Origin of the sequence: Nostoc sp. EspVER01, assembly GCF_034530635.1 — a bacterium.
GTDB lineage: Bacteria > Cyanobacteriota > Cyanobacteriia > Cyanobacteriales > Nostocaceae > Nostoc.
On record NZ_JAVRCS010000053.1, the window covers coordinates 1 to 19098 of the forward strand.

Below are 19098 nucleotides of genomic sequence, written 5' to 3' on the forward strand. Positions count from 1 at the left end.
TGGGAAAGCTGGCAACATCTTTACGACTTTTAGGTTTTGATACTTTATACCGCAATGACTACGAGGACGATAAATTAGCCCAAATATCCTATACTCAAGCGCGGATTCTCTTGACTCGTGATAAAGGTCTATTGATGCGTAGTTTGGTAACGCATGGGTATTATGTTAGAAACACTAACCCTGAGCAACAAATTATAGAAGTACTGCAACGCTTCGACTTGTTTGAATTAATCTCACCATTTAAACGGTGTTTGCGTTGCAATGGATTATTAGAATCTGTAGATAAACAATCCATTATTGAACAAGTGCCAGAAAAGGTGCGCTCGCAGATTGATGAATTCCAGCGTTGCCAAGACTGCGATCGCATTTATTGGAAAGGTTCACATTATGAACGATTACAACAGTTTATTGACGAAGTGTTGAACTCAAGAAAAGGTGAGTGAATGACATTAATTTTAGCTCTTGATTTTGGCGGAACTAAGCTGGCGGCAGCATTGGTAAATGTTGGTTCGAGAAAGTGGTTGCGTTATGAACGTCGTCTCTCGCCAGTAGGTGCAAATGCTAGCACTGACTTGGAAATTATGCGATCGCTCATTTACTCTCTGCTGCAAGACACAAAACCTGCTGCGATCGGTGTCAGCTTTGGCGGCCCAGTTGATGCTTCCACGGGAACGGTGCGACTATCTCATCATGTGGCTGGATGGGAAAATATTCCTCTCAAAGCTTTGTTGGAAGAGGAGTTTGGCGTTCCTGTTGATGTAGATAATGACGCGAATATTGCTGCTTTGGGAGAACATCGCTTTGGTGCGGGACAGGGATACGATAGCCTGTTTTATATTACTGTCAGTACTGGCGTGGGTGGTGGTTGGATACTCAATGGCCAGCCTTGGCGGGGTGCTGGTGGGATGGCTGGCGAAATTGGACATATCGTTGTAGATCCGGCTGGGCCAATTTGTTTGTGTGGGAAGCGGGGATGTGTAGAACGTTTGGCTTCGGGGCCTTATATGGCGCAAAATGCTAGGGAAATTTTGGAAAAGGAACCGCAGAGGCGCGGAGGACTCAGAGATGGAGAGATTTTGAGGGGTTTGGTGGGGGATAATTTAACGTTGCTGACGGGACAGTTGGTAAGTGAGGCGGCAGCGGCTGGTGATGATTTGGCGAAGGAAGTTTTGCATAAGGCTGCTTGGGCGCTGGGTGTGGGTATTGGCAATGTGGCGAACTTGATGAATCCGCAGCGCTTTGTGTTGGGAGGCGGTGTGACGAAGGCGGGGGAAGATTTTTGGCGGGTGGTGCGTCAGGTGGCGCGGGAGACGGCTTTACCGGAGGTTGATTTTGAAGTTGTGCCTGCGGTACTAGGGGATGATGCGCCATTGTGGGGTGGTGTGGCGATCGCTTCTATGAAAATCCCGAATTTGTAAATCAGTGACGTGTGTGTGGAATGCATAAGTGCAAACAGAACTGGGTAGAGGATGTAAATTTAGGGGAATAAATCTTAATACTCAGGTGAAAGATGGAATGGTAAGTTTTTTAAAGCTTATCTATCGATAGGTACTAGACAAAAATTTCCAAGTAGCCCTTTTTCCTGCTTCCGGAGACTAGGAAGATTTCGCCGCCGTAGTATTTCTTGCGGTAGAAAACATTCTATTCTCATTTCTCCGCTCCCTTCCGTCCATCCATCGCCTTTCCCTCCCCTCCTTTGAGTAATGATAAAGAGTCTACGCTCCCTTCTTTCCTACGTAGCTTTAGCTACTATTGTTTTAGTAGCTGTAGTCACAACCCATTTAGTAACTACGCAGAAAACTGTGGCTGCCCAATCTACCACGAGCTTGTACGTCTACGTATCTCCCACGGGAAGCGATACCAGAGGCGATGGATCGCTAGGCAAGCCATTGAGGACGTTGGCGTATGCAGCAAAACAAGTTCAACCGAATCAAAACTACACGATTTATTTGAATCCAGGTGTCTATAGGGAAACGGAAGCGACGGTACTTCCGCCGGGAGTGAATATCGAGGGAGCAGGTGAATCAAGCGTTACTATCACTAGCAATGGTGCTATTGCGGCTCCAGGAGTAAATACTGGCAGCAGTGACTGGAGTCTTTGGCATCATGGAAGCATTATTCAGCTTGTCTCGCCTAGCTACTCCGGCTCGAACCCTCGGTACGGATCTCCTTCCGAGATGATTAAAGCGACAGACGGCAATCAGACGTTAGGCGGCTTCACAATAGACGGGAACGGCAAAACCATCAAAGCCGGCATCTGGGTAGAAAATCGTAACAACGTGACTACGCATAATGTCACGTTCAAAAACTTCCAGCACAGCGGTGCAGTTTTTACCCGTGGCAACATGTGGTGGTACGTCCCGCTTCCAAAGGGAAAGTGGATGAAGAACACAACGATACATGATTGCACATTTATCAACTCCGCAGCGGATGGAGTATCGGGAGCATCTACCGGGAACTTGAGACTTGGAGGGCTAGATGGCGCTGACATCTACAACATTACTATCCGAGAAAATAAAGGATACGGCATAAAGTTCATGCATGTAGGTCATATACGTAACGTGAAGATTCACGATTGCGACATCCAGGTTCCAGAAGTTGATTCCCAGTGGAGCGAGGATGCTTCCATTGAACTTTGGAATTTGAGTTATGGAAACGAAATCTACAATGTTAACTGTAATACGTGGTTATCGATGGTCAATCATTCAATAATGAATGAATACCAGCCAACAGCTACACGCCCAAGCAATCTCAAGATCCGAAACTTACGAATAAAAGATATTGACGGACACAGTGTTAAGGAGTCAATTGAAGTTGCCTTGAGCGGAGTGGAGATATCCGACTCCTACTTTCAGGATAAGGGCTTCGGTATTGCGATTTGGGGAGGTAAAGCATGGGGTGGAAGTATAGAAAATCACGATATCAACATCCACAATAATATTTTTGCAAATGTCGCTCGTAAAGTTCAATTTGGTTTTGGGAACAGTGCTGCCGTCTTCATTCCCGATCCAGCTTCCAACATCAAGATTCACAACAATGTGTTCGATACTTTAGGGAATAGCCTACAAATTAACTCCGCAGACAGGATATCGATCAAAAATAATGCGTTCTTGAACTCTCAAGGAGACGATGTGCAAGGAGGTAAGAACATTGTTTTCACTAATAATCTCCGCAGAAATACGAACCCAGCAAAGCCAACTTGGCAGATCCAATTCGCGGTTAATGCGACAAACATCCAGGGAGATCCAAGATTTACAGGCATGGGCGATCGTTGGAATTCTTACTACAAGCCGGCTTCGTCACGCAGTCTTGTGATCGATAGAGGAACTGATGTCGGACTTCCTTACTCTGGTTCGGCACCTGACATCGCTCGATGGGAGTGGTAAGGAACGTTCGCTTCTATAACAATTCCGAATTTGTAAATTAATTATGAGTCTGATGTAAAAATTAATACTCTGAACGATATTAAAGTATTTCTTTTATTTAAACCTACTAAGCTAAAAAACATCTAATTTACATAATCGAATTAAATATAACTATTGTGGTATGGGCATCTTGCCCGTCCAGTATATGCAATTTAAATGTGGAACAGCTTATTACTATTGAATATTTTGACGAAACTCTCTAATAGCTTCCAAGGGAGACGATAACAAAACACAATGATTGAGTAGGGATAAATCTAGTTCTGGTAATAGTTCACTTTTAACAACTTTCTCATATTCTTGTTCTCGTAAGCAGTAAACTTCAATTGTGCCATCTTCCCAAAACCAAACTTCCGGGACTCCCATTAATTTGTACTTCTGTAACTTTATGGGACTACCGCTAGTGATGACTACTTCAATACAGAGGTCTGGTATAGGTTTATCGTTTTCAAAGCAATAAGATAAGTCAGCTTGATACTCTACTATCTTGGGAAGAACCTGGCTAAAACTCCCACTGGGAAAAAATTCAATACCCCTGATTTCAAAATAAGTAATCAGCAGTGCAGCAATTAAACACTTAATCGCCTCATGAGGCTTACCAATAGTCACTATTTCTAAGACTCCATCACAATAAAACAGCCGCACTCCTGGTACATTTTCAAAGCTAGCTTGAATCGCTTTAAACTGTTCCCAACTTAGCCCATGTCGAAAGAAGCGTTGTTCTTCTGGTAAGTTAACAGCATTTTCTAACGTTTGAGTCATAATATTTTTTACTCTCTCAGTTAGTAGTCACAAAATTTATCTCATTTCCATTTTAAGTCAAAACCAAATTATCCCGATGAATCACGGTTTCTGCACCGGCATAGCCTAAAATTGTGGAAATTTCTCGTGAATGACAGCCGCGAATCTTTTGCAATTCATTGCTGTTGTAATTTACAAGTCCTCTGGCAATTTCGTTACCGTTGGTGTCACACAATTGCACGGCATCCTGTGTGTCAAACTCTCCTTCTACTAGCTTAATTCCCGCTGCTAATAACGATTTTCCTGCTAGAGAAATTGCCGCGATCGCACCTTCATCTAAATACAATTTCCCCGCAGGTAAGAGTCCGTAAGCTATCCAACGTTTACGCGCCGAAGTTGGTTCAGGTTGCGGTTCAAAATGCGTTCCAATCAGTTCACCTTGGATAATTTTTTCTATATTCCGAGGAAATCGCCCTTGGGTAATGACGGTACGTACTCCCGCAGCGATCGCAATCCTGGCAGCCGAAATTTTTGTCGCCATCCCACCAGTACCCCACTGGGAACCTTGGGAACTTGTTTGTATCTGTAATTCTGTTAATTCTTTAATGCTACTAACTAAAGCGATTGGTCGCGCATCGGGTACGGAACGGGGATCGGCTGAGTACAGCCTATCGACATCGGTGAGCAAAAATAGCCAATCTGCTTCTACTAAGCTGGCAACCAATGCTGAAAGGGTGTCATTATCACCAAATTTTAGTTCGTCTATTGCTACGGTATCATTTTCATTGACTATGGGGATAACTCCCAATCCCAGTAATTCCTGAAAGGTGTTATAGGCATTGAGATAGCGGCTGCGCTGTACTAAGTCACTGCGAGTTAATAATACTTGAGCGATCGCCTGTTGCAAGGTAGTAAATAAATCATCATATATCCGAATTAACCTACCTTGTCCAACTGCTGCTACAGCCTGTTTGAGTGCGATCGCTTTAGGACGTTCAGTTAAACCCAACCGCGCACACCCCACGCCGACAGCGCCAGAGGAAACCAAAATCACCCGATGTCCTTGGCGTCTTAAATTGCAGAGTGTTTCCGCCAAGGTAGCAATGGTAGAAAGTGCTAATTGTCCCGTTTCTGGTTGAGTTAGGCTGGAAGTACCGATTTTGACAACAATTGTTAGTGGCATCTAAAAAGTTAGGAGTTAGGAGTTAGGAGTTAGGAGTTGAATTTAATTCATAACTCATAACTTCTAACTCCTAACTCAATTTGTAAAGCGCCAATCCCTCTATAGTGAAGGTTGACGCTTTACGGAAGTATATTTACTTAGTATGAGTTAGGATCTTTTTTGGCTGACCCCATGTTATTAATACTTATGATCCCCGATTTTTTGGTTCAAATATGATTCCTTAACTATTTCTTTAGATTTAGTTTCCTGACGATTTCTCAACTTTTGTGAATCTTGGTTTTCTTGGGGGTAATAGAGGCTCCCAAAATTTCAGATATCCAAACTTCAAAGTTGCGGACGGGATGAGAGCGGAGAGCCGCGTCGGCATGAACAATCGGTTCGACTAGAATGGTAAACATTCCCAGACGATTACCTGCTATGACATCGGTAAACAAGCGATCGCCTACCATCCCCACTTGATGCACTGGTAGATCCATTCCCCTAAGTGCGGCTCTAATTTTGCGTCGGGAAGGCTTGGCTGCACCTAAGTAGTAAGGCAGGTTGAGCGATCGCGCAATTCCACCAATTCGTGCTTCACTGAGGTTGTTACTCACCAAGCATAGTGCAGTACAGGTACGGATTTGCTCTACCCACTCTCGTAGTTCTGGGGAAGCTATGCCGACTGTAAAGGGTACTAAAGTTTCATCTACATCCAATACCAGCCCTTTAAGCCCGTATTTTTGGATAATATCTGGTGTTAGGTTCAACACTGAACCCTCTAAAATCAAGTCAGGCTGTAAAAGATTGTTCCAGACCATAGTCAACAGTCAAATGTAGATAGGTAAGACAAATGAGCATAACCCAATATAGTTTAGTTAGTCGAACTCCATCCTGGAATGTCTCCCTGAACATTTTGAGATAAAATCCCTAAAATCTTATCTATCTCTTTGATGTAATAATTACTCAAATCAATAAATATATCGTTTTCTTCTAACTTCAAAAACTTCCAAATGTCGCCTGTTGTTACCGCACCATAGATTTTACTAATTTCATTTCCTTCTTGTTGATTAAACAATTGTGCTGCCAACATTGCAGCGGCACATTGACCTAATCCACCTTTAATATTTTCATTTTTGGCTTCAATAATAACCACCACTGGCACATTAATTGTTAGCTGCTCTTTAGAACGACTGATGATAAAGTCACAGTATCCATTCAGACCTTTTTCTGCATCTACATTAAAGTCTGTTCCTGAGAATAAGCTAATTGGATAATTAGCTCTGCGTCTTACCTCCAACAATATCGGAGTGATAATCATTTCTGAACGAGCTTTTTCAGTATTAATTGCTAAAGCCAGTTCTGTAGTTTCTTCTAAAAAATTTTTGAGTTTTTCACTTGCCTGTAAAGGTGCTATGTCAGCACATAAATCAGTTTCTTCATCAATGCGGATGCTGAACGACTTTTTAAATTTAATTAATGTAAAATCGCTATAAGCCATTTTCAGCACCTCTACCAATTTTAGATTTAGATAATGGAATTGAAAATCACAATCAAAATGCTTGTTCCAGAATTTTAAACAATACTAATTGTCCCAGTTTAGTCTCAATGTTTCATAGCTTCCACATTTATGGGACATGGTAAAAGGTTTAGGTAGATTTTGATTACAATGAAAATTCCCAATTAAAAATTCAAAATGAAAATATTACATTTTGAATTTTTAATCTTATTCCACTTCATTAAAAAGATGTTCTTCTAACAGAGGTTGCACTTTACGAAACTCCTCTGGAGAAAGCAATTCAGGTTCACCTGTTTTTGTTATCCGTGCAAAAAACAACAGAGGATCTAGGGGTGTATAAATTGCATACTCCTGATCTTCCTCATAAAAGCTAGCAAGTAGCTGTAATTGCTCAGGCTCTAAATCTTCCCCTTCGTCTTCGATTTCTAAGGTGAAGAGTTCTGATTCTTCCACTGGCGGTAAATCACCTGCAACAGTCAGAGCATAGGCTGTGTTCTTCAGTATCAAGTTCTGCTCAGATAGTACAGCTTGAGCATTAGCAAAAATTTGCTCAATTATAGTGTCGTCTTCCACCAGAACTGCTTCTTCTTCCTCACCGTCACCTTCCCAAGAAAAAATTTCTACAGGTGAGTCTACAGGAAGAAGTAAAACGTATTCTTGTCCATCTACCTCAAGGGAATGCTCTATGTAACAGTCGAGCGATCGCCCTTTGTCATCGGTTAAAGTGATGGAACCCGCATGAGCGTTATCATTTTCTTCAGGAAATGGAGAGGAAAACATAGCCGAAATGTAAAAATTTAATAAATACCAGCAAGTTTGAAAATCGCTTAACTATAGTTAATGACATATTATTATGTCAAACAAATAGCTTTATACGTAGATACAACTGCTGGCTAATCGTTTTCAGAATATCATGTTAAAAGGTATCAATATTCAATAGCCACAACTGAACTGCGGGAGTTGGCACGCTTAATATCCAGCCATTGTTGCAAAATTAAAGCTGCTGCCTTGCGGTCAATCAAACCTTTATGGCGTGATGGAGAGCGGTTTTCAGCTATCAGCAGTTGCTCTGCTTGAAATGAAGTTAATCGCTCATCCATATATTCCACAGGCAAGTTTAGTGCTTTAGCAAGTCTTTTAGTAAATTTTTGAACTTGACGAGCCTGAAATCCTAGTGAGCCATCCATTGAATAAGGTAAGCCCATAACTAGAACTTGCACCTCACGTTCATTAACTATTTGTCGGATTTGCTCGACATCTTGCTCAAAAGATGCACGCTCAATTGTGGTGATACCCGTAGCAATTAAACCCGTGCGATCGCACCCAGCTACACCAATCCGCTTGCGGCCAAAATCTAGCCCCAAGGCTGAAATAAACGGTTTTGGTTGCTCCTGGGATATCACACTAATTTTCCTGGGGTGCATCTGGTGATTCAGGAATCGGCAATACTTCCATGCTAGGGTTTTTTACCGAAAACTTAATCGGTTCTGACTTGCTTGGCAGCGGTTTATCTGACGATGGCAGCTTTGCTGGTTGTATCCATGACATCCCACCTGGTATAGGTTTACGAGTCGGTTGCAAACCTTGCAGCATATCAGTCCACTGGATTCCTTCTAAGGAGACGAATTTAGACTCACGTAGCTTGTGCCACACAGAGCGAGACATCACTAATGTATGTTCTATGCGTTTTGCCCCGATTCGCTCCAAATACTCTTCTCGCTCTGCTTGATAGTCTGAGGAGGCTAGTTGTAATCCTTGCTGGGGAAAATCTTGGGCAATCCGAGCTAGCTGAGATAGTAATTCTGGATACAGCCAAGTGTAAGCAGGATGAACTGTCAGCGTTGCAGTATGGGGAACTTCACCCTTGCGATCGAGTTGCACCTGAAAATAGCCGATCGCAGCTTTGCGTTGCGGTTCAAACACGTAACCACTGACTACTTCTGTTTTAGTCAGCCATTGCTTTACTGCATCAGTTAAAGCGCCGAATAAGCTGGTTTTAAAGTCGCGGGTATTACGGTCAAAAACCTGACGTACCAGAGGTGGCATTGATGCCGTATCTAGTTGATATAGCAACTGGGCATCAGCATTACTTACTGGCAAGAGGTTGGGCAAGTCTGGCTCTGCTTGTGCCAATTCAGCCAGTAATTCTGGGCCAATTTCCCAGTATGTCATTTCTGCCAGACGCTGGAATCCATTTTGCCGATATAGTGCCAGCGCCTCTATGTCATTGATATTAACTTCTAGTAGCCAAGTGCGAGCTTCCAAAATCGACTCAAAGCAATGACGCAAAAGTTGCGAACCAATTCCTTGTTTATCGACACCACGCTCTAGTAGCACTTGATCGATCCGCCAAGTGCTACGTGTGCGGTTAAAGGGTGAGACTTGAATCATTCCTAAAAGTATCCGCCCCTGCTCCGCGACAAAAGCACAGAGGCGATACTGTAGCGGGTTAGGAAACCAACTTAAAAATTTGAGTAATCCATACCAGCGACGCAGCCTTTGCATCTGGCTGATGGCAAAACCTGCTCCCTGAGGAGTGAGGGCTGCGAATGACTCTTGAGTTATGCGCTCAATTCCGTCCAGATCCCGGTATTGGACTGGTCGGATAACAACGCTGAGGTTTCTGGGAAGTAATGAAGTCATTTTTATTCGAGCCGCCATTTAGCCTTAACTAACTGCTCTTGAAAGGAATAAACTGCTTGCAATAATCTTAACTATTTTCTGCTCTCTACTATTGTGCCAAAAGTGTGATTTTAGTAACTTAATACTTAAAAAGCAGAAAAAGCAGACCTTGTGAGAACACCATTGGCATTGACCCAACAACATCTGCCCTTATTTTATTTGAATTTTGATTAAAATTTGTATATATTTTATAACCCTTGCCGAGAAACTAGCTTTTCAAAGTGGGCTTGGGTTTGATGGAGTAATTGGTGGCGACTATCTACCAGTGTTTGCTTCAGTGTTGGAACAAGATTACGAGCTTGCAGAGTCATGTGAAGTTGCAGATTGGCGACATATTCACTAAAATCTTGATTCACTTCATCTGCGCCCGCATTCGTTAATAAATTTGATTCCATTGCCACTGTGTTCTCCTGTGTTAATCCTGTGCTGTCTCTCTTCATGACCAAAAACTATCACGTTGTTTGGACTAACTTCTTAATTTGCAATGAAGTTTAACGCTTCTTAGGGATAGCATACCCTTTAAAATCTTAAACCAACACCACCTTGTACCGAGATAGCTGTACCACTGCTATCTCGGTAAGCATCAAAAGCAATAATGGCATTGCCAAAAAGGACAGTATTGCTATTTGGGATCATATAATCAATGCCTGGTTGTAAAGCAAAACTAATTTTGTCGCCCACAGGAGAAGAACCACCACCACCAGCCAACACTAATCCAGCGCCCAAGTAAGCATCAGCTTGCCAGTTGAGGGGGAAATCGTAAGAAACCGTTGGTACAACAGCCGTATTATTACCAATTAACACTTGAGCGCGGAGTGAAATTGGTGCTTCCAAAAGCTTGTAGCGTCCCGCGATTACGCCCCCAAATTGGATACCATCGGTAAAACCAACAGTGGGACCGATACCGATATAACTGCCATAAGCTACTTGAGCTTGTGCTGGTTTAGTACTAACCAGACTCAAGACCAAACCAGCCCCCAAAACTGAAACCAAAGATGGAATATACTTCATAACCAACTCCTCACACCAATTTGTCATTTGTCATTTGTCATTGGTAATTGGGCATGGAGCATGGGTTATTCTCTCCCTGCCCCTCTGCCCCTCTGCCCCTCTGCTCCCCTGCTCCCTCCATTCTACGGGCAACGGGGATGAATGCCTCCTTGAGTACAAATGTATGCTAATTGCTTGGCATCTAAATTTTTGGCTTGAGAAAAATCAACCCCTTGGACTACGGCAGATACTGATCCTAAATCTGGGGTTTGGACAAATTGATCTGCTGGATCTTGTTTGCTAGGAGCGAGAATTGCCCCCTTAAAATCTGCTCCAGCGACATTTGCCCCGCGTAAATCTGCAAGGCTCAGGTCAGCATTTTGCAAGTTAACGTTTTCCATTTGGGCAGAGCGTAAAACAGCACCAGCTAGACGAGTGGCGCTGAGGTTAGCATTGCTGAGATTAGCACGATCCAAATAGGCTCCTGATAAATCTGCCCCTTGCCAATCAGTGTTAGTTAAGTTGGCAAAAGATAATTGCGTTCCAATCGCAGTGGCGCGACCTAAACGGGCAGCATAAAGATTGGCTTCGTTTAATTTGGCATCGCCTAAATCTGCCCCAGTCAAGCTAGCTTTTTCCAAAACTGCGTTTCGCAGATCGGCTCCCACTAGTTGGGTGCTGTTGAGTTTAGCATCATATAGACGCGCGTTGGATAAGTTGGCTCTGTTAAGAGTGGCGCGGCTCAAATCGATCCGGTTCATCAAGACGCGACTAAGATTAGCATCAGTAAGATTGGCTTGCTGCAACTGAGCTTGGCTTAAATCAGCCATTACATCGTCGTAGGTATCCCAGCGTCCATCTTCACCCACACCCCGGAAGCGGCTACCCTTAAAGCTGGCTTGGTTAAGATTTGCAGATTTAAACTTAACTCCTGATAAATCAAGATTGTCCAGTACCAAGTTGAAGAAGGAACTTCCTGGAGTACCGCTTTGACCTAATTGGGTGCTACTAAGGTCAACACCCTCAATTTTTTTACCGCTATAAACAGAGAGAATCTTGTTGATCGTCCGCTGGTTTCTTTGTAGTCGCCCTTGCCGTAATTCCCGCTCTTTGGTTGCAGTGCCACCCACAGATTCCAGTTCGCTGACCAAAAACTGATTCTTATTTTTGAGTTCTGGAATGGCTTGGGGCCCGACAGTTGTCAAAGCTTGTTGAATAGTATCCAAAAGGCTGGGGTTAGTTTCGCTAACTAATAAATCCGCCAGAAATTTAATTGATTGTGGGTCATTAAGACCACCCATAGCCAGAATTGCAGTTTGGCGTTGCTCATTAGTCGCCCCAGAGTTGGGACTCAATGGTTTGACAAGTTCGAGGAATTGTTGGCTGTTGATTTGCTTGGTTGCTCGCTGGGATTGTTGAATTTGGATATAAACTTGAGTGCCGATTAAAGTTGCCAGCACAGCAGTCATACTCGTCAGCCCTACCCCAAACAAAGTCAGATTGGGATTTTGCTGTATTCGCCGCCACAAATTATGCGATTGGCTGGTTTCGACTGCCGCAAATTCTTCACCTTCCTGCTTTTCTTCTGCTTGATCGTTACCGTCAGCAGACTGAGCTTGTTTGTTGCTAGCTAAGACTGCATCAATTGTATAAGTACCTGCGAGTTGATCGTGGAGTGCGCGACGCCCCCGACGCGACGGTAAGCCAATCCCTTCACCCACAATCATTAATAAAGATAAAAATGTGAATAATCCTAAATTGGGAAAAGCAAAGCTGTAACGCCACAGTAGATAGGCGATGGAAATGGGTACTGTCCAACGCCCAACTCCTTCTCTAATTACAACTGCCCCCAATCCGGGCGGCTTCCCTTGCTCGTTGACAACCCGCACTTTTAACCAACGTTTTGGAAGTGTGCTACCAGTCTTAGCTAATAAATACAATTGCCACCACGAAAGAGTTACAGGCGCTAACAAGGCGATTGTCCACAAAATATTAGTCGGCCATGCAACGTTACGGATGCCATAGCTTACAGGTAGAGCTAGGGGTCTGGCGATCGCTCTTTCTGTGACTACCAGTACGGGGTTAAGCGGCACTCGGTTCAGATCGCTTCTAGAATTGGCATAGACACCAATGCCAAAGGGAATCAATCCACTAGTAACCACGAGTGTGATTTCAGCTGCCCAAGCAGCAAAACGCCTACTTGCTAGCAGCAGCGAATTGGCTCTTTCCGATTTTTTTGACTGACCAGATTGATTACTAGTTCTCCTGACAATTGGTGAGGTCATCGAATAATTTCCTTTGATATTATTTCTACGCCGCGATCGGCACAATTAAAATAGACTAAGCTAATCAGCAAAAAGAAAAGCATATTGAAATAGGATTTAGGAGTAATACAGCAGAATTCAGAATTCAAGAGTCAGAATGCGCTGCGCTAACAGAAGTAAAACAGGCTTTATACCTAGTTTTGACACTTCGTTTCTGTACTCCACCTTCTTTGAAATCCTGTGTAAGTCAGAAGCCGTTTTTATTGCGGCTCCTGACTCTCATAAATCCCGGCAGAGTGCAAAGTAAATGCATATCAACTTATTGCTTACGTTGAAAGCTACCAGACACAAAAAATTTGTATCCAACATACACTAACACTGCCAAAAGCGCCAGACTGATTACAGATGCAACTAGTTTAAACACTGCTTGCAGGATCGCCAAGCCTGCTAGCAACGTCACACCCGCAACTACCAGCTTTTTCACACTAGATAAGCTGTTGAACCAAATCTGAAATCGCTCTAGTTGCAAGTTTAAGCTGGCAAAAACAGACTGAGGCGTTTGTTTTTGTTCTGGTGAAACCACCCCAGGCGGGGAATTAATCTCTGCCTCTAGCTTATCGAGGCGACGCTGTAAGTCTTCTTCTGGTTGAGGATTCATCAATTTTTTCTACCTCTGTAGCATACTTATTCAACAATAGACCAACCAAATTCTATTTTTGGTGGTTGTCTTAGTGATTTTAGCTAATCTCTGTGCGTGCAAGACCTTACAGACATCAATTCTAGAGATGTTGCAATGCAACGTCTCTACACACACCTATCAAATCTTCACAAATAATCCTTAACTGACTAGTATTACTTTATACGGCAGCTTTCGGAACCAAGAGGTATTGCTGTCGTCTAAATAAATCAGACTGTATAACAATATTGCTCTCAAAAAAATCTGGAGCATTAATTAAAATGAAGACGCTTAGGCTACTTGCAATTATTCCTACAGCTTTGGCGATGAGTTTGGTTTTCACTGAGGCTAATTTGGCACAGACGCCAACAATCCAAATTAATCGAAATTCCCAACCCGATCCATTGATTTTGAATGGAAAATCTGGAGGAACTGTCAAAAGTAATTGTGGCAATATTACCACTGAACCTAATCAAGTTATCCAAGTTACAGAGTCACTACCTTATTTGCGATTAACAGTAGAAAGTAAAGGCAAGCCAACACTGTTAATCGACGGGCCAGGGGGGCGCTTTTGCGTACTAGCAGATAGTTACTCTGGAGGTAAGTCAGAACTTTCTGGTTATTGGCAGCCAGGAAAATACTCACTGTATGTGGGCGAACTATCCCCGCAACAGCATACTTATAACCTCTCAATCTCGCAAAAAAATAAATAGTCATTAGTCATTAGTAAAACATAAATGACTAATGACTAACGATCCTTGACTATTCTTCCAGTGATTTGGCTGGAACTTCTACAGCAGTGACATCAATTGTGCCTTCTGGTGTGAAGCGCTGAAAATGACTATTTTGTACTAACAGTAATTCCTGACAGTTAGGACATTGCAACTGACTATTATTTAAACCTGTAAATTCATATCCACAGACGGGACATTGATCGGCAACCAAGTTGCGTTGCAGCCACCAACGAAAGCCAAAAAAAGCCGCAATAGGTGCCAACAACAGCAACCCGAAAATAATTAGCAATGAATTAACTAACCAACCCAAGCCCACTGATGCCAGCAACCAAATAACTGCCAGCAAGATGAGCCAAGGGCGGAGATTTAAAAGATTCAATTGAAATGACTTAAAGCTCATTTTTAATAAATTTTGTTCTGCTCTCCTTCTAGGATAGCGATTTTAGTCATTGGTCATTGGTCATTTGTCATTTGGACTCAAATGGACTTTATTACTGAGGATAGCAGCATTTTTTGTAAGTGCTGTTGAAAGGCATTGATGCCAAATAGAGCGATCGCCTGTTGTCGCAGCCACTCTCCATCACATCGCTGGTCATCCCCTTGAAGCATTTCTATACAAGCTGCTGCTACAGCATCAGGACTGCGGTGTGGTACTCGCCACCCTAGTTTACCATCCTGCAAGGGGTCAGCGGAACCATCATCGTCACCGGATAACACCGGCACTCCACAAGCCATTGCTTCTAGATAAACTATGCCAAAGCCTTCTTGCGAAGGCATAATATAGGCGTCAGCAAGGCGATAATGTTCCATTAATTCTTCTGTGGCAACGAAACCAGCAAATACAACGCGATCGCTCACACCTAAATCTTTTGCTAGCTGTGCCAATCGCGGTTGATCGTCACCGCGACCAATTACCAAATATTTCACTTCTGGGAAAACTTGAGCGATTTGTGGTATGGCCCGAATGGTGACATCTACACCCTTGTAAATATCTCCTGACCATAACCGTGCTACTGTCATCAACACTTTCGCACCAGTTAAGCCATACTTCTGGACTAATTCTGGTTGTTTGGAACCAGGAGTAAATTTATCCGTATCAATGGCACAAGGCATCATCTCTACCATTTTTGGGTTTAGACTATTAGCAACACAAGCGCGATCGCGGCTGTAGCGACTAATTGTCCAAATTCTATCTGCTGATGTCAGGGCGCGACGTTCTTGATTTTTCAGCGGTTCCCAGACTTCTTTGCCGTAAGTTAGCACGGTGTAAGGAATTCCCAAGGGCTGGCAAAGTGTTTGGATTAATACTGCTAAGTTAATGTGACCGCAGAAAACCTTCTGCGGACGGCTTTGCAAAAGACACTTCAGTAAAGCCGCTGCCATTTGCAATCTCCCCAAATAGGGAGACTGATTTTTAAAGTAATGAAATTTTAAGTTCTCGTCTTCAAAGGGATTTAAGCTATCAGCACTATCTCGCAGCAAAAAGACTTCTGCCTTGTAGTCTTGGCCCAATCCCAAATAGGCGCGAAAAATATCTTTTATATACGATTGAATACCACCTTCGTGAGCAAAAATTTCTAAAAACACGAAGACATGGTTAGTTTTTTTGTTAACTTTATCACCTAAATTCAGGTTTTTTGTCACTGTAGTGATTTGCATCTTAAATTATTTACACTTGCGGTAAGGGCGCGATGCCTGCGGCAAGGACTTCATCCAACGCACCGCTTTGTAACCGCTCCAAATCTGTTTTTACCATTTTTTCTAAAAGTTCCTCAAAGCTTACTTGGGGTTCCCAGCCGAGGTTTCTTTTAGCTTTGCTGGGGTTAGCTACTAGTTCAAAATGCTCATCTTGTCGCAAAAAGTCAGTATTTAAAACTACATGCTGCTTCCAATCCAAGCCGACAGACTCAAAGGCTGTGGCAACTAAATCTCTCACACTGTGTAGTTTACCAGTGCCAATCACATATTCTTCTGGCTCATCAATTTGTAACATTAACCACATAGCCTCTACGTAATCACCTGCAAAGCCCCAATCACGTTTGGCATCCAGATTACCCATTTCTAAGGTGTCAGTTAAACCCAATTTAATTGATGCAGCCGCCAAAGAAACTTTGCGTGTGACAAACTGAGGTGGGCGTAGAGGAGACTCGTGATTATATAAAATTCCGCTACAGGCAAATAGTCCATAGCGCTGTCTATGATGCACCATCGTCCAGTGGGCGTGCATTTTAGCCGCAGCATAGGGATTTTTGGGACGAAAAGCGGTTTCCTCATCTTGAGGCGAGAGGAATACATCGCCAAACATTTCTGAACTGCTAGCTTGATAAAATCTGGTAGACAAACCAACTTTTCGTACTGCTTCCAAGAGCCTAGTAGCTGTACCAGTTATTAAATCCAGAGTTCCCAATGGGTCGTTCCAGGAGTCGGGTACAAAACTGGGAGCCGCCAAATTGTAAATTTCTTGGGGACGCAATTGTTCAACTGCGGTCAACAGTGCCGCACTATCCCTCAAGTCAACCGTAAAAATTTCTACCTGATTTGCCAGTATTCCCAGTTTGGTCAAATTAGGTTGTCGATGTGGGGGTACTAATCCGACAACTCGATAACCACGGTTGAGGAGCAAATGGCTGAGATAGTAGCCATCTTGACCAGTAATTCCTGTGATTAGGGCTGTCTTAGTCATATTTTGTCCCCTATTCTGTCTATCTCTTTAAGCACGAAATGGCACTTGTTGGAGAACAAACATCAAGACTCTCAACACTGCTGACAAATCTTAACAAGTGAGCTAGTGTAGCTCGAATGCTATTTTTACTATATTCACTAGTTATTTTTATACAAAGTTATTACTTGTAATTTTACAAAAAAATCATAATGAATAAGCAATTTCACGTAAAAAATATATTTCTCCAAGTTAAATAATATTGAAAAAGGAGTATACTTTTATCAATCAAATAACTATGTATTTCAGCAAAAATATGCTTCTGTTTGAAAGTGTGTAGCTCAACTTTGGGCAAAGTCTTCGTTAGCTTGGTTACGGCTATATGAGAAGTTTTTTGACTCCTAAGTACAAGAGAGTATTGTAGAGAAGAAAAGCCCTCGTTTTTTGTCGATACTTCTTCCCTACACTTCACTCCGCTCACAAGCCAAAATTGACATCATAATTATTCTTTCCTTCCTTTAGCCTTGACTATTTCACTGTTACTTTTGTGCTTCTACAGAGTACTTAACAATGAGCAGGCAATTTCTACCATCCGCACCACGTTCGTATACAACCTTGTCAGCCAACCGCCGGAGGAGAAACCATCCATACCCACCTACTTGTAGAGTACCTGGGACTGGCTCTGCGATCGCATCAGGATTGAAAGGTTTTCCATAATCCCAAATTCTAATCTCTAGTCGGTCAATCCACAGATAAACGTTAATCTCAATGGTTGTTTCTGGCGGTAAAGCATGATGAGCGTGACGAACGGCGTTGGTAAAGCCTTCTGCTAATGCTAAATTGAGGCGATCGAGTTGGGTTTTTGACCAGCCAAGTTGAGACAAGTGTTGCAGACAAAATTGCTCAAACCATTCTTGCACCTGGTTTAAGAGCCTGAGTTCGCTCTTAACCGTCAGATGGTCTTGCTGCACTATACTAAGCATTAACTGTGAGTTGAATATAAGTAAACCCAAGTTGCTAGTTATTAAATTCTGCACTGTTCGCAAAATTTCTCTGACATAAAAAAATCTAAATTGACATATTCTATGTACCAAAATACAAAACATGAATGATTTTGGCATTCTGAGGGTTGTAACTAGCAACTTACGTTAAGTAAGTAGGAAATGTTTGTATTTCTTGACTTTTGATGATTTGAGATTTTGGAATAACTTTTCTATCCAAAACTGCAAATCCCAGATGCAATCTGAACTATAGAAGAATTCAGAATAGAGAATTCAGAATGGGCTAAACCCTAGCTATCCGCTAACAGAAGGAAATCAGTGAGGGATACACTGCGGGATCTGGCTACAAATCCAACACTATCTTGTTGACCACTAAAAAAAGCATATTTAGTGGGGAACTTAAACCCATTTATGCAGACACTATCTATAAGACGCTATGCATAACTTGCTTTCCCCTAAGATACACGGACTCGCTTTGGGTGGTGTTATCCGCTTTTTCGTTCACAATTTAATTCTGTTAGCGGATAGCTAAGGTTTAGCCTATTCTGGCTTCTGACTTCTGAATTCTTTCCTGTTAAAATTGACGCCTGTTGATTGCTTTCAAAAGCACATCTGCATCTGCTCTTGAAACTCACAGGCGTCAAAGCACTTTGTGGTGACTAATTTAGAATAGTCCCAAGGTTAAAGATTTATCCAATGGCAAAGCAGCACCAATACCCAGCCACACGGTGACAAGAGTACCAACAAGGAATACTGTAGTTGCAACTGGACGGCGGAAGGGGTTTTGGAACTTATTCACGTTCTCAATAAAGGGAACGAGGATTAGCCCTACTGGTACGGAACCCATTGCTAACACTCCTAAAAGTTTGTTAGGAAGCGATCGCAAAATTTGGAAGACTGGATACAAGTACCACTCTGGCAAAATTTCCAATGGTGTGGCGAAAGGATTTGCTGGTTCACCGGTCATTGCGGGATCTAGCACGGCTAGAGCCACAATCGCAGCGAAGGAACCCATGATCACAATTGGAAAGACGTAAAGTAAGTCATTAGGCCAAGCGGGTTCACCATAGTAGTTGTGACCCATGCCTTTAGCGAGTTTGGCTCTTAACTGAGGATCGCTCAGGTCAGGTTTTTTTTGTGTTGACATTTTGAAATGTGCTCTCCTGCTTAAGTTAAATTAAAGCATTTGTGAAAGCTATCAGCTACTAGGCAACCAACAGGCGGGAAACAGCGTTTGTATATCTACAGTCA

At 42.7% G+C, this 19098-nt stretch carries 20 protein-coding genes; 4 read left to right on the forward strand and 16 right to left on the reverse strand.

The window, feature by feature from the left end:
* From RMX69_RS27165 to RMX69_RS27175, 3 genes are all read left to right on the forward strand, one after another.
* On the forward strand, positions 1-443 hold a 443-nt coding region (locus RMX69_RS27165), incomplete at its 5' end, for a Mut7-C RNAse domain-containing protein (protein WP_322639272.1).
* Positions 444-1418, forward strand: a complete 975-nt coding sequence (locus RMX69_RS27170) for an ROK family protein (protein WP_322639273.1) — start codon at positions 444-446, stop codon at positions 1416-1418.
* Between the two features lie 480 nt (positions 1419-1898).
* Positions 1899-3386 carry a hypothetical protein gene (locus tag RMX69_RS27175; RefSeq protein ID WP_322639274.1) on the forward strand — a complete coding sequence of 496 codons (1488 nt, stop codon included), beginning with the start codon at positions 1899-1901 and terminating at the stop codon, positions 3384-3386.
* A gap of 213 nt (positions 3387-3599) precedes the next feature.
* Here the strand turns inward: RMX69_RS27175 and RMX69_RS27180 are convergent, their stop codons facing one another.
* From RMX69_RS27180 to RMX69_RS27230, 11 genes are all read right to left on the reverse strand, one after another.
* Complete coding sequence (locus tag RMX69_RS27180) at positions 3600-4184, reverse strand: Uma2 family endonuclease (protein ID WP_289798413.1); 585 nt, start codon at positions 4182-4184, stop codon at positions 3600-3602.
* Between the two features lie 52 nt (positions 4185-4236).
* Entirely contained in the window at positions 4237-5346 is a 1110-nt protein-coding gene (proB, locus tag RMX69_RS27185) for a glutamate 5-kinase (protein ID WP_289798412.1), read from the reverse strand.
* A gap of 257 nt (positions 5347-5603) precedes the next feature.
* Entirely contained in the window at positions 5604-6143 is a 540-nt protein-coding gene (locus tag RMX69_RS27190; RefSeq protein WP_069068441.1) for a YqeG family HAD IIIA-type phosphatase, read from the reverse strand.
* A gap of 53 nt (positions 6144-6196) precedes the next feature.
* Positions 6197-6823, reverse strand: a complete 627-nt coding sequence (locus RMX69_RS27195) for a hypothetical protein (protein ID WP_289798411.1) — start codon at positions 6821-6823, stop codon at positions 6197-6199.
* A gap of 225 nt (positions 6824-7048) precedes the next feature.
* Positions 7049-7621: a DUF3727 domain-containing protein gene (locus RMX69_RS27200; RefSeq protein ID WP_289798410.1), complete on the reverse strand. Its 573-nt coding sequence runs from the start codon at positions 7619-7621 to the stop codon at positions 7049-7051.
* 146 nt (positions 7622-7767) lie between these two features.
* Complete coding sequence (gene ruvX / locus RMX69_RS27205) at positions 7768-8244, reverse strand: Holliday junction resolvase RuvX (RefSeq protein WP_322639275.1); 477 nt, start codon at positions 8242-8244, stop codon at positions 7768-7770.
* A gap of 1 nt (position 8245) precedes the next feature.
* The gene (locus RMX69_RS27210; protein WP_289798408.1) at positions 8246-9502 is read right to left on the reverse strand and encodes a GNAT family N-acetyltransferase; all 1257 of its coding nucleotides are present in this window, start codon (positions 9500-9502) and stop codon (positions 8246-8248) included.
* Positions 9503-9711: 209 nt separating this feature from the next.
* The gene (locus RMX69_RS27215) at positions 9712-9918 is read right to left on the reverse strand and encodes a hypothetical protein (protein WP_289798407.1); all 207 of its coding nucleotides are present in this window, start codon (positions 9916-9918) and stop codon (positions 9712-9714) included.
* Positions 9919-10042: 124 nt separating this feature from the next.
* Positions 10043-10534, reverse strand: a complete 492-nt coding sequence (locus tag RMX69_RS27220) for a hypothetical protein (RefSeq protein ID WP_289798406.1) — start codon at positions 10532-10534, stop codon at positions 10043-10045.
* A 122-nt stretch (positions 10535-10656) separates the two neighbouring features.
* Entirely contained in the window at positions 10657-12798 is a 2142-nt protein-coding gene (locus RMX69_RS27225; protein ID WP_289798405.1) for a pentapeptide repeat-containing protein, read from the reverse strand.
* A gap of 298 nt (positions 12799-13096) precedes the next feature.
* Positions 13097-13435: a hypothetical protein gene (locus tag RMX69_RS27230; RefSeq protein ID WP_322639276.1), complete on the reverse strand. Its 339-nt coding sequence runs from the start codon at positions 13433-13435 to the stop codon at positions 13097-13099.
* Between the two features lie 299 nt (positions 13436-13734).
* Here RMX69_RS27230 and RMX69_RS27235 point away from each other — a divergent pair, with 299 nt between their 5' ends.
* On the forward strand, positions 13735-14166 hold the full coding sequence (locus tag RMX69_RS27235; protein ID WP_322639277.1) for a hypothetical protein: 432 nt from the start codon (positions 13735-13737) through the stop codon (positions 14164-14166).
* A 49-nt stretch (positions 14167-14215) separates the two neighbouring features.
* Here RMX69_RS27235 and RMX69_RS27240 read toward each other — a convergent pair whose 3' ends face one another.
* The 5 genes from RMX69_RS27240 to petD all read right to left on the reverse strand — a co-directional run bounded on the left by RMX69_RS27240 (position 14216) and on the right by petD (position 18994).
* On the reverse strand, positions 14216-14587 hold the full coding sequence (locus tag RMX69_RS27240; RefSeq protein WP_094352638.1) for a hypothetical protein: 372 nt from the start codon (positions 14585-14587) through the stop codon (positions 14216-14218).
* A 77-nt stretch (positions 14588-14664) separates the two neighbouring features.
* The gene (locus RMX69_RS27245; RefSeq protein ID WP_322639278.1) at positions 14665-15846 is read right to left on the reverse strand and encodes a glycosyltransferase; all 1182 of its coding nucleotides are present in this window, start codon (positions 15844-15846) and stop codon (positions 14665-14667) included.
* 10 nt (positions 15847-15856) lie between these two features.
* Positions 15857-16870 carry a GDP-mannose 4,6-dehydratase gene (locus RMX69_RS27250; protein WP_322639279.1) on the reverse strand — a complete coding sequence of 338 codons (1014 nt, stop codon included), beginning with the start codon at positions 16868-16870 and terminating at the stop codon, positions 15857-15859.
* 515 nt (positions 16871-17385) lie between these two features.
* Positions 17386-17829, reverse strand: a complete 444-nt coding sequence (locus RMX69_RS27255) for an ATP-binding protein (RefSeq protein WP_094352726.1) — start codon at positions 17827-17829, stop codon at positions 17386-17388.
* Between the two features lie 682 nt (positions 17830-18511).
* Positions 18512-18994, reverse strand: a complete 483-nt coding sequence (gene petD, locus RMX69_RS27260; protein WP_181930359.1) for a cytochrome b6-f complex subunit IV — start codon at positions 18992-18994, stop codon at positions 18512-18514.
* Between the last annotated feature and the right edge of the window lie 104 nt (positions 18995-19098).

Bases quoted from the DNA above. Each gene is read 5' to 3' on its own strand.
- RMX69_RS27190 (WP_069068441.1), bottom strand. From the start codon at position 6,143: ATGGTCTGGAACAATCTTTTACAGCCTGACTTGATTTTAGAGGGTTCA.
- RMX69_RS27170 (WP_322639273.1), top strand. From the start codon at position 444: ATGACATTAATTTTAGCTCTTGATTTTGGCGGAACTAAGCTGGCGGCA.
- petD (WP_181930359.1), bottom strand. From the start codon at position 18,994: ATGTCAACACAAAAAAAACCTGACCTGAGCGATCCTCAGTTAAGAGCC.
- RMX69_RS27210 (WP_289798408.1), bottom strand. From the start codon at position 9,502: ATGGCGGCTCGAATAAAAATGACTTCATTACTTCCCAGAAACCTCAGC.
- RMX69_RS27180 (WP_289798413.1), bottom strand. From the start codon at position 4,184: ATGACTCAAACGTTAGAAAATGCTGTTAACTTACCAGAAGAACAACGC.
- RMX69_RS27215 (WP_289798407.1), bottom strand. From the start codon at position 9,918: ATGGAATCAAATTTATTAACGAATGCGGGCGCAGATGAAGTGAATCAA.
- RMX69_RS27235 (WP_322639277.1), top strand. From the start codon at position 13,735: ATGAAGACGCTTAGGCTACTTGCAATTATTCCTACAGCTTTGGCGATG.
- RMX69_RS27245 (WP_322639278.1), bottom strand. From the start codon at position 15,846: ATGCAAATCACTACAGTGACAAAAAACCTGAATTTAGGTGATAAAGTT.
- RMX69_RS27240 (WP_094352638.1), bottom strand. From the start codon at position 14,587: ATGAGCTTTAAGTCATTTCAATTGAATCTTTTAAATCTCCGCCCTTGG.
- RMX69_RS27220 (WP_289798406.1), bottom strand. From the start codon at position 10,534: ATGAAGTATATTCCATCTTTGGTTTCAGTTTTGGGGGCTGGTTTGGTC.
- RMX69_RS27255 (WP_094352726.1), bottom strand. From the start codon at position 17,829: ATGCTTAGTATAGTGCAGCAAGACCATCTGACGGTTAAGAGCGAACTC.
- RMX69_RS27200 (WP_289798410.1), bottom strand. From the start codon at position 7,621: ATGTTTTCCTCTCCATTTCCTGAAGAAAATGATAACGCTCATGCGGGT.
- proB (WP_289798412.1), bottom strand. From the start codon at position 5,346: ATGCCACTAACAATTGTTGTCAAAATCGGTACTTCCAGCCTAACTCAA.
- RMX69_RS27230 (WP_322639276.1), bottom strand. From the start codon at position 13,435: ATGAATCCTCAACCAGAAGAAGACTTACAGCGTCGCCTCGATAAGCTA.
- RMX69_RS27250 (WP_322639279.1), bottom strand. From the start codon at position 16,870: ATGACTAAGACAGCCCTAATCACAGGAATTACTGGTCAAGATGGCTAC.
- RMX69_RS27225 (WP_289798405.1), bottom strand. From the start codon at position 12,798: ATGACCTCACCAATTGTCAGGAGAACTAGTAATCAATCTGGTCAGTCA.
- RMX69_RS27195 (WP_289798411.1), bottom strand. From the start codon at position 6,823: ATGGCTTATAGCGATTTTACATTAATTAAATTTAAAAAGTCGTTCAGC.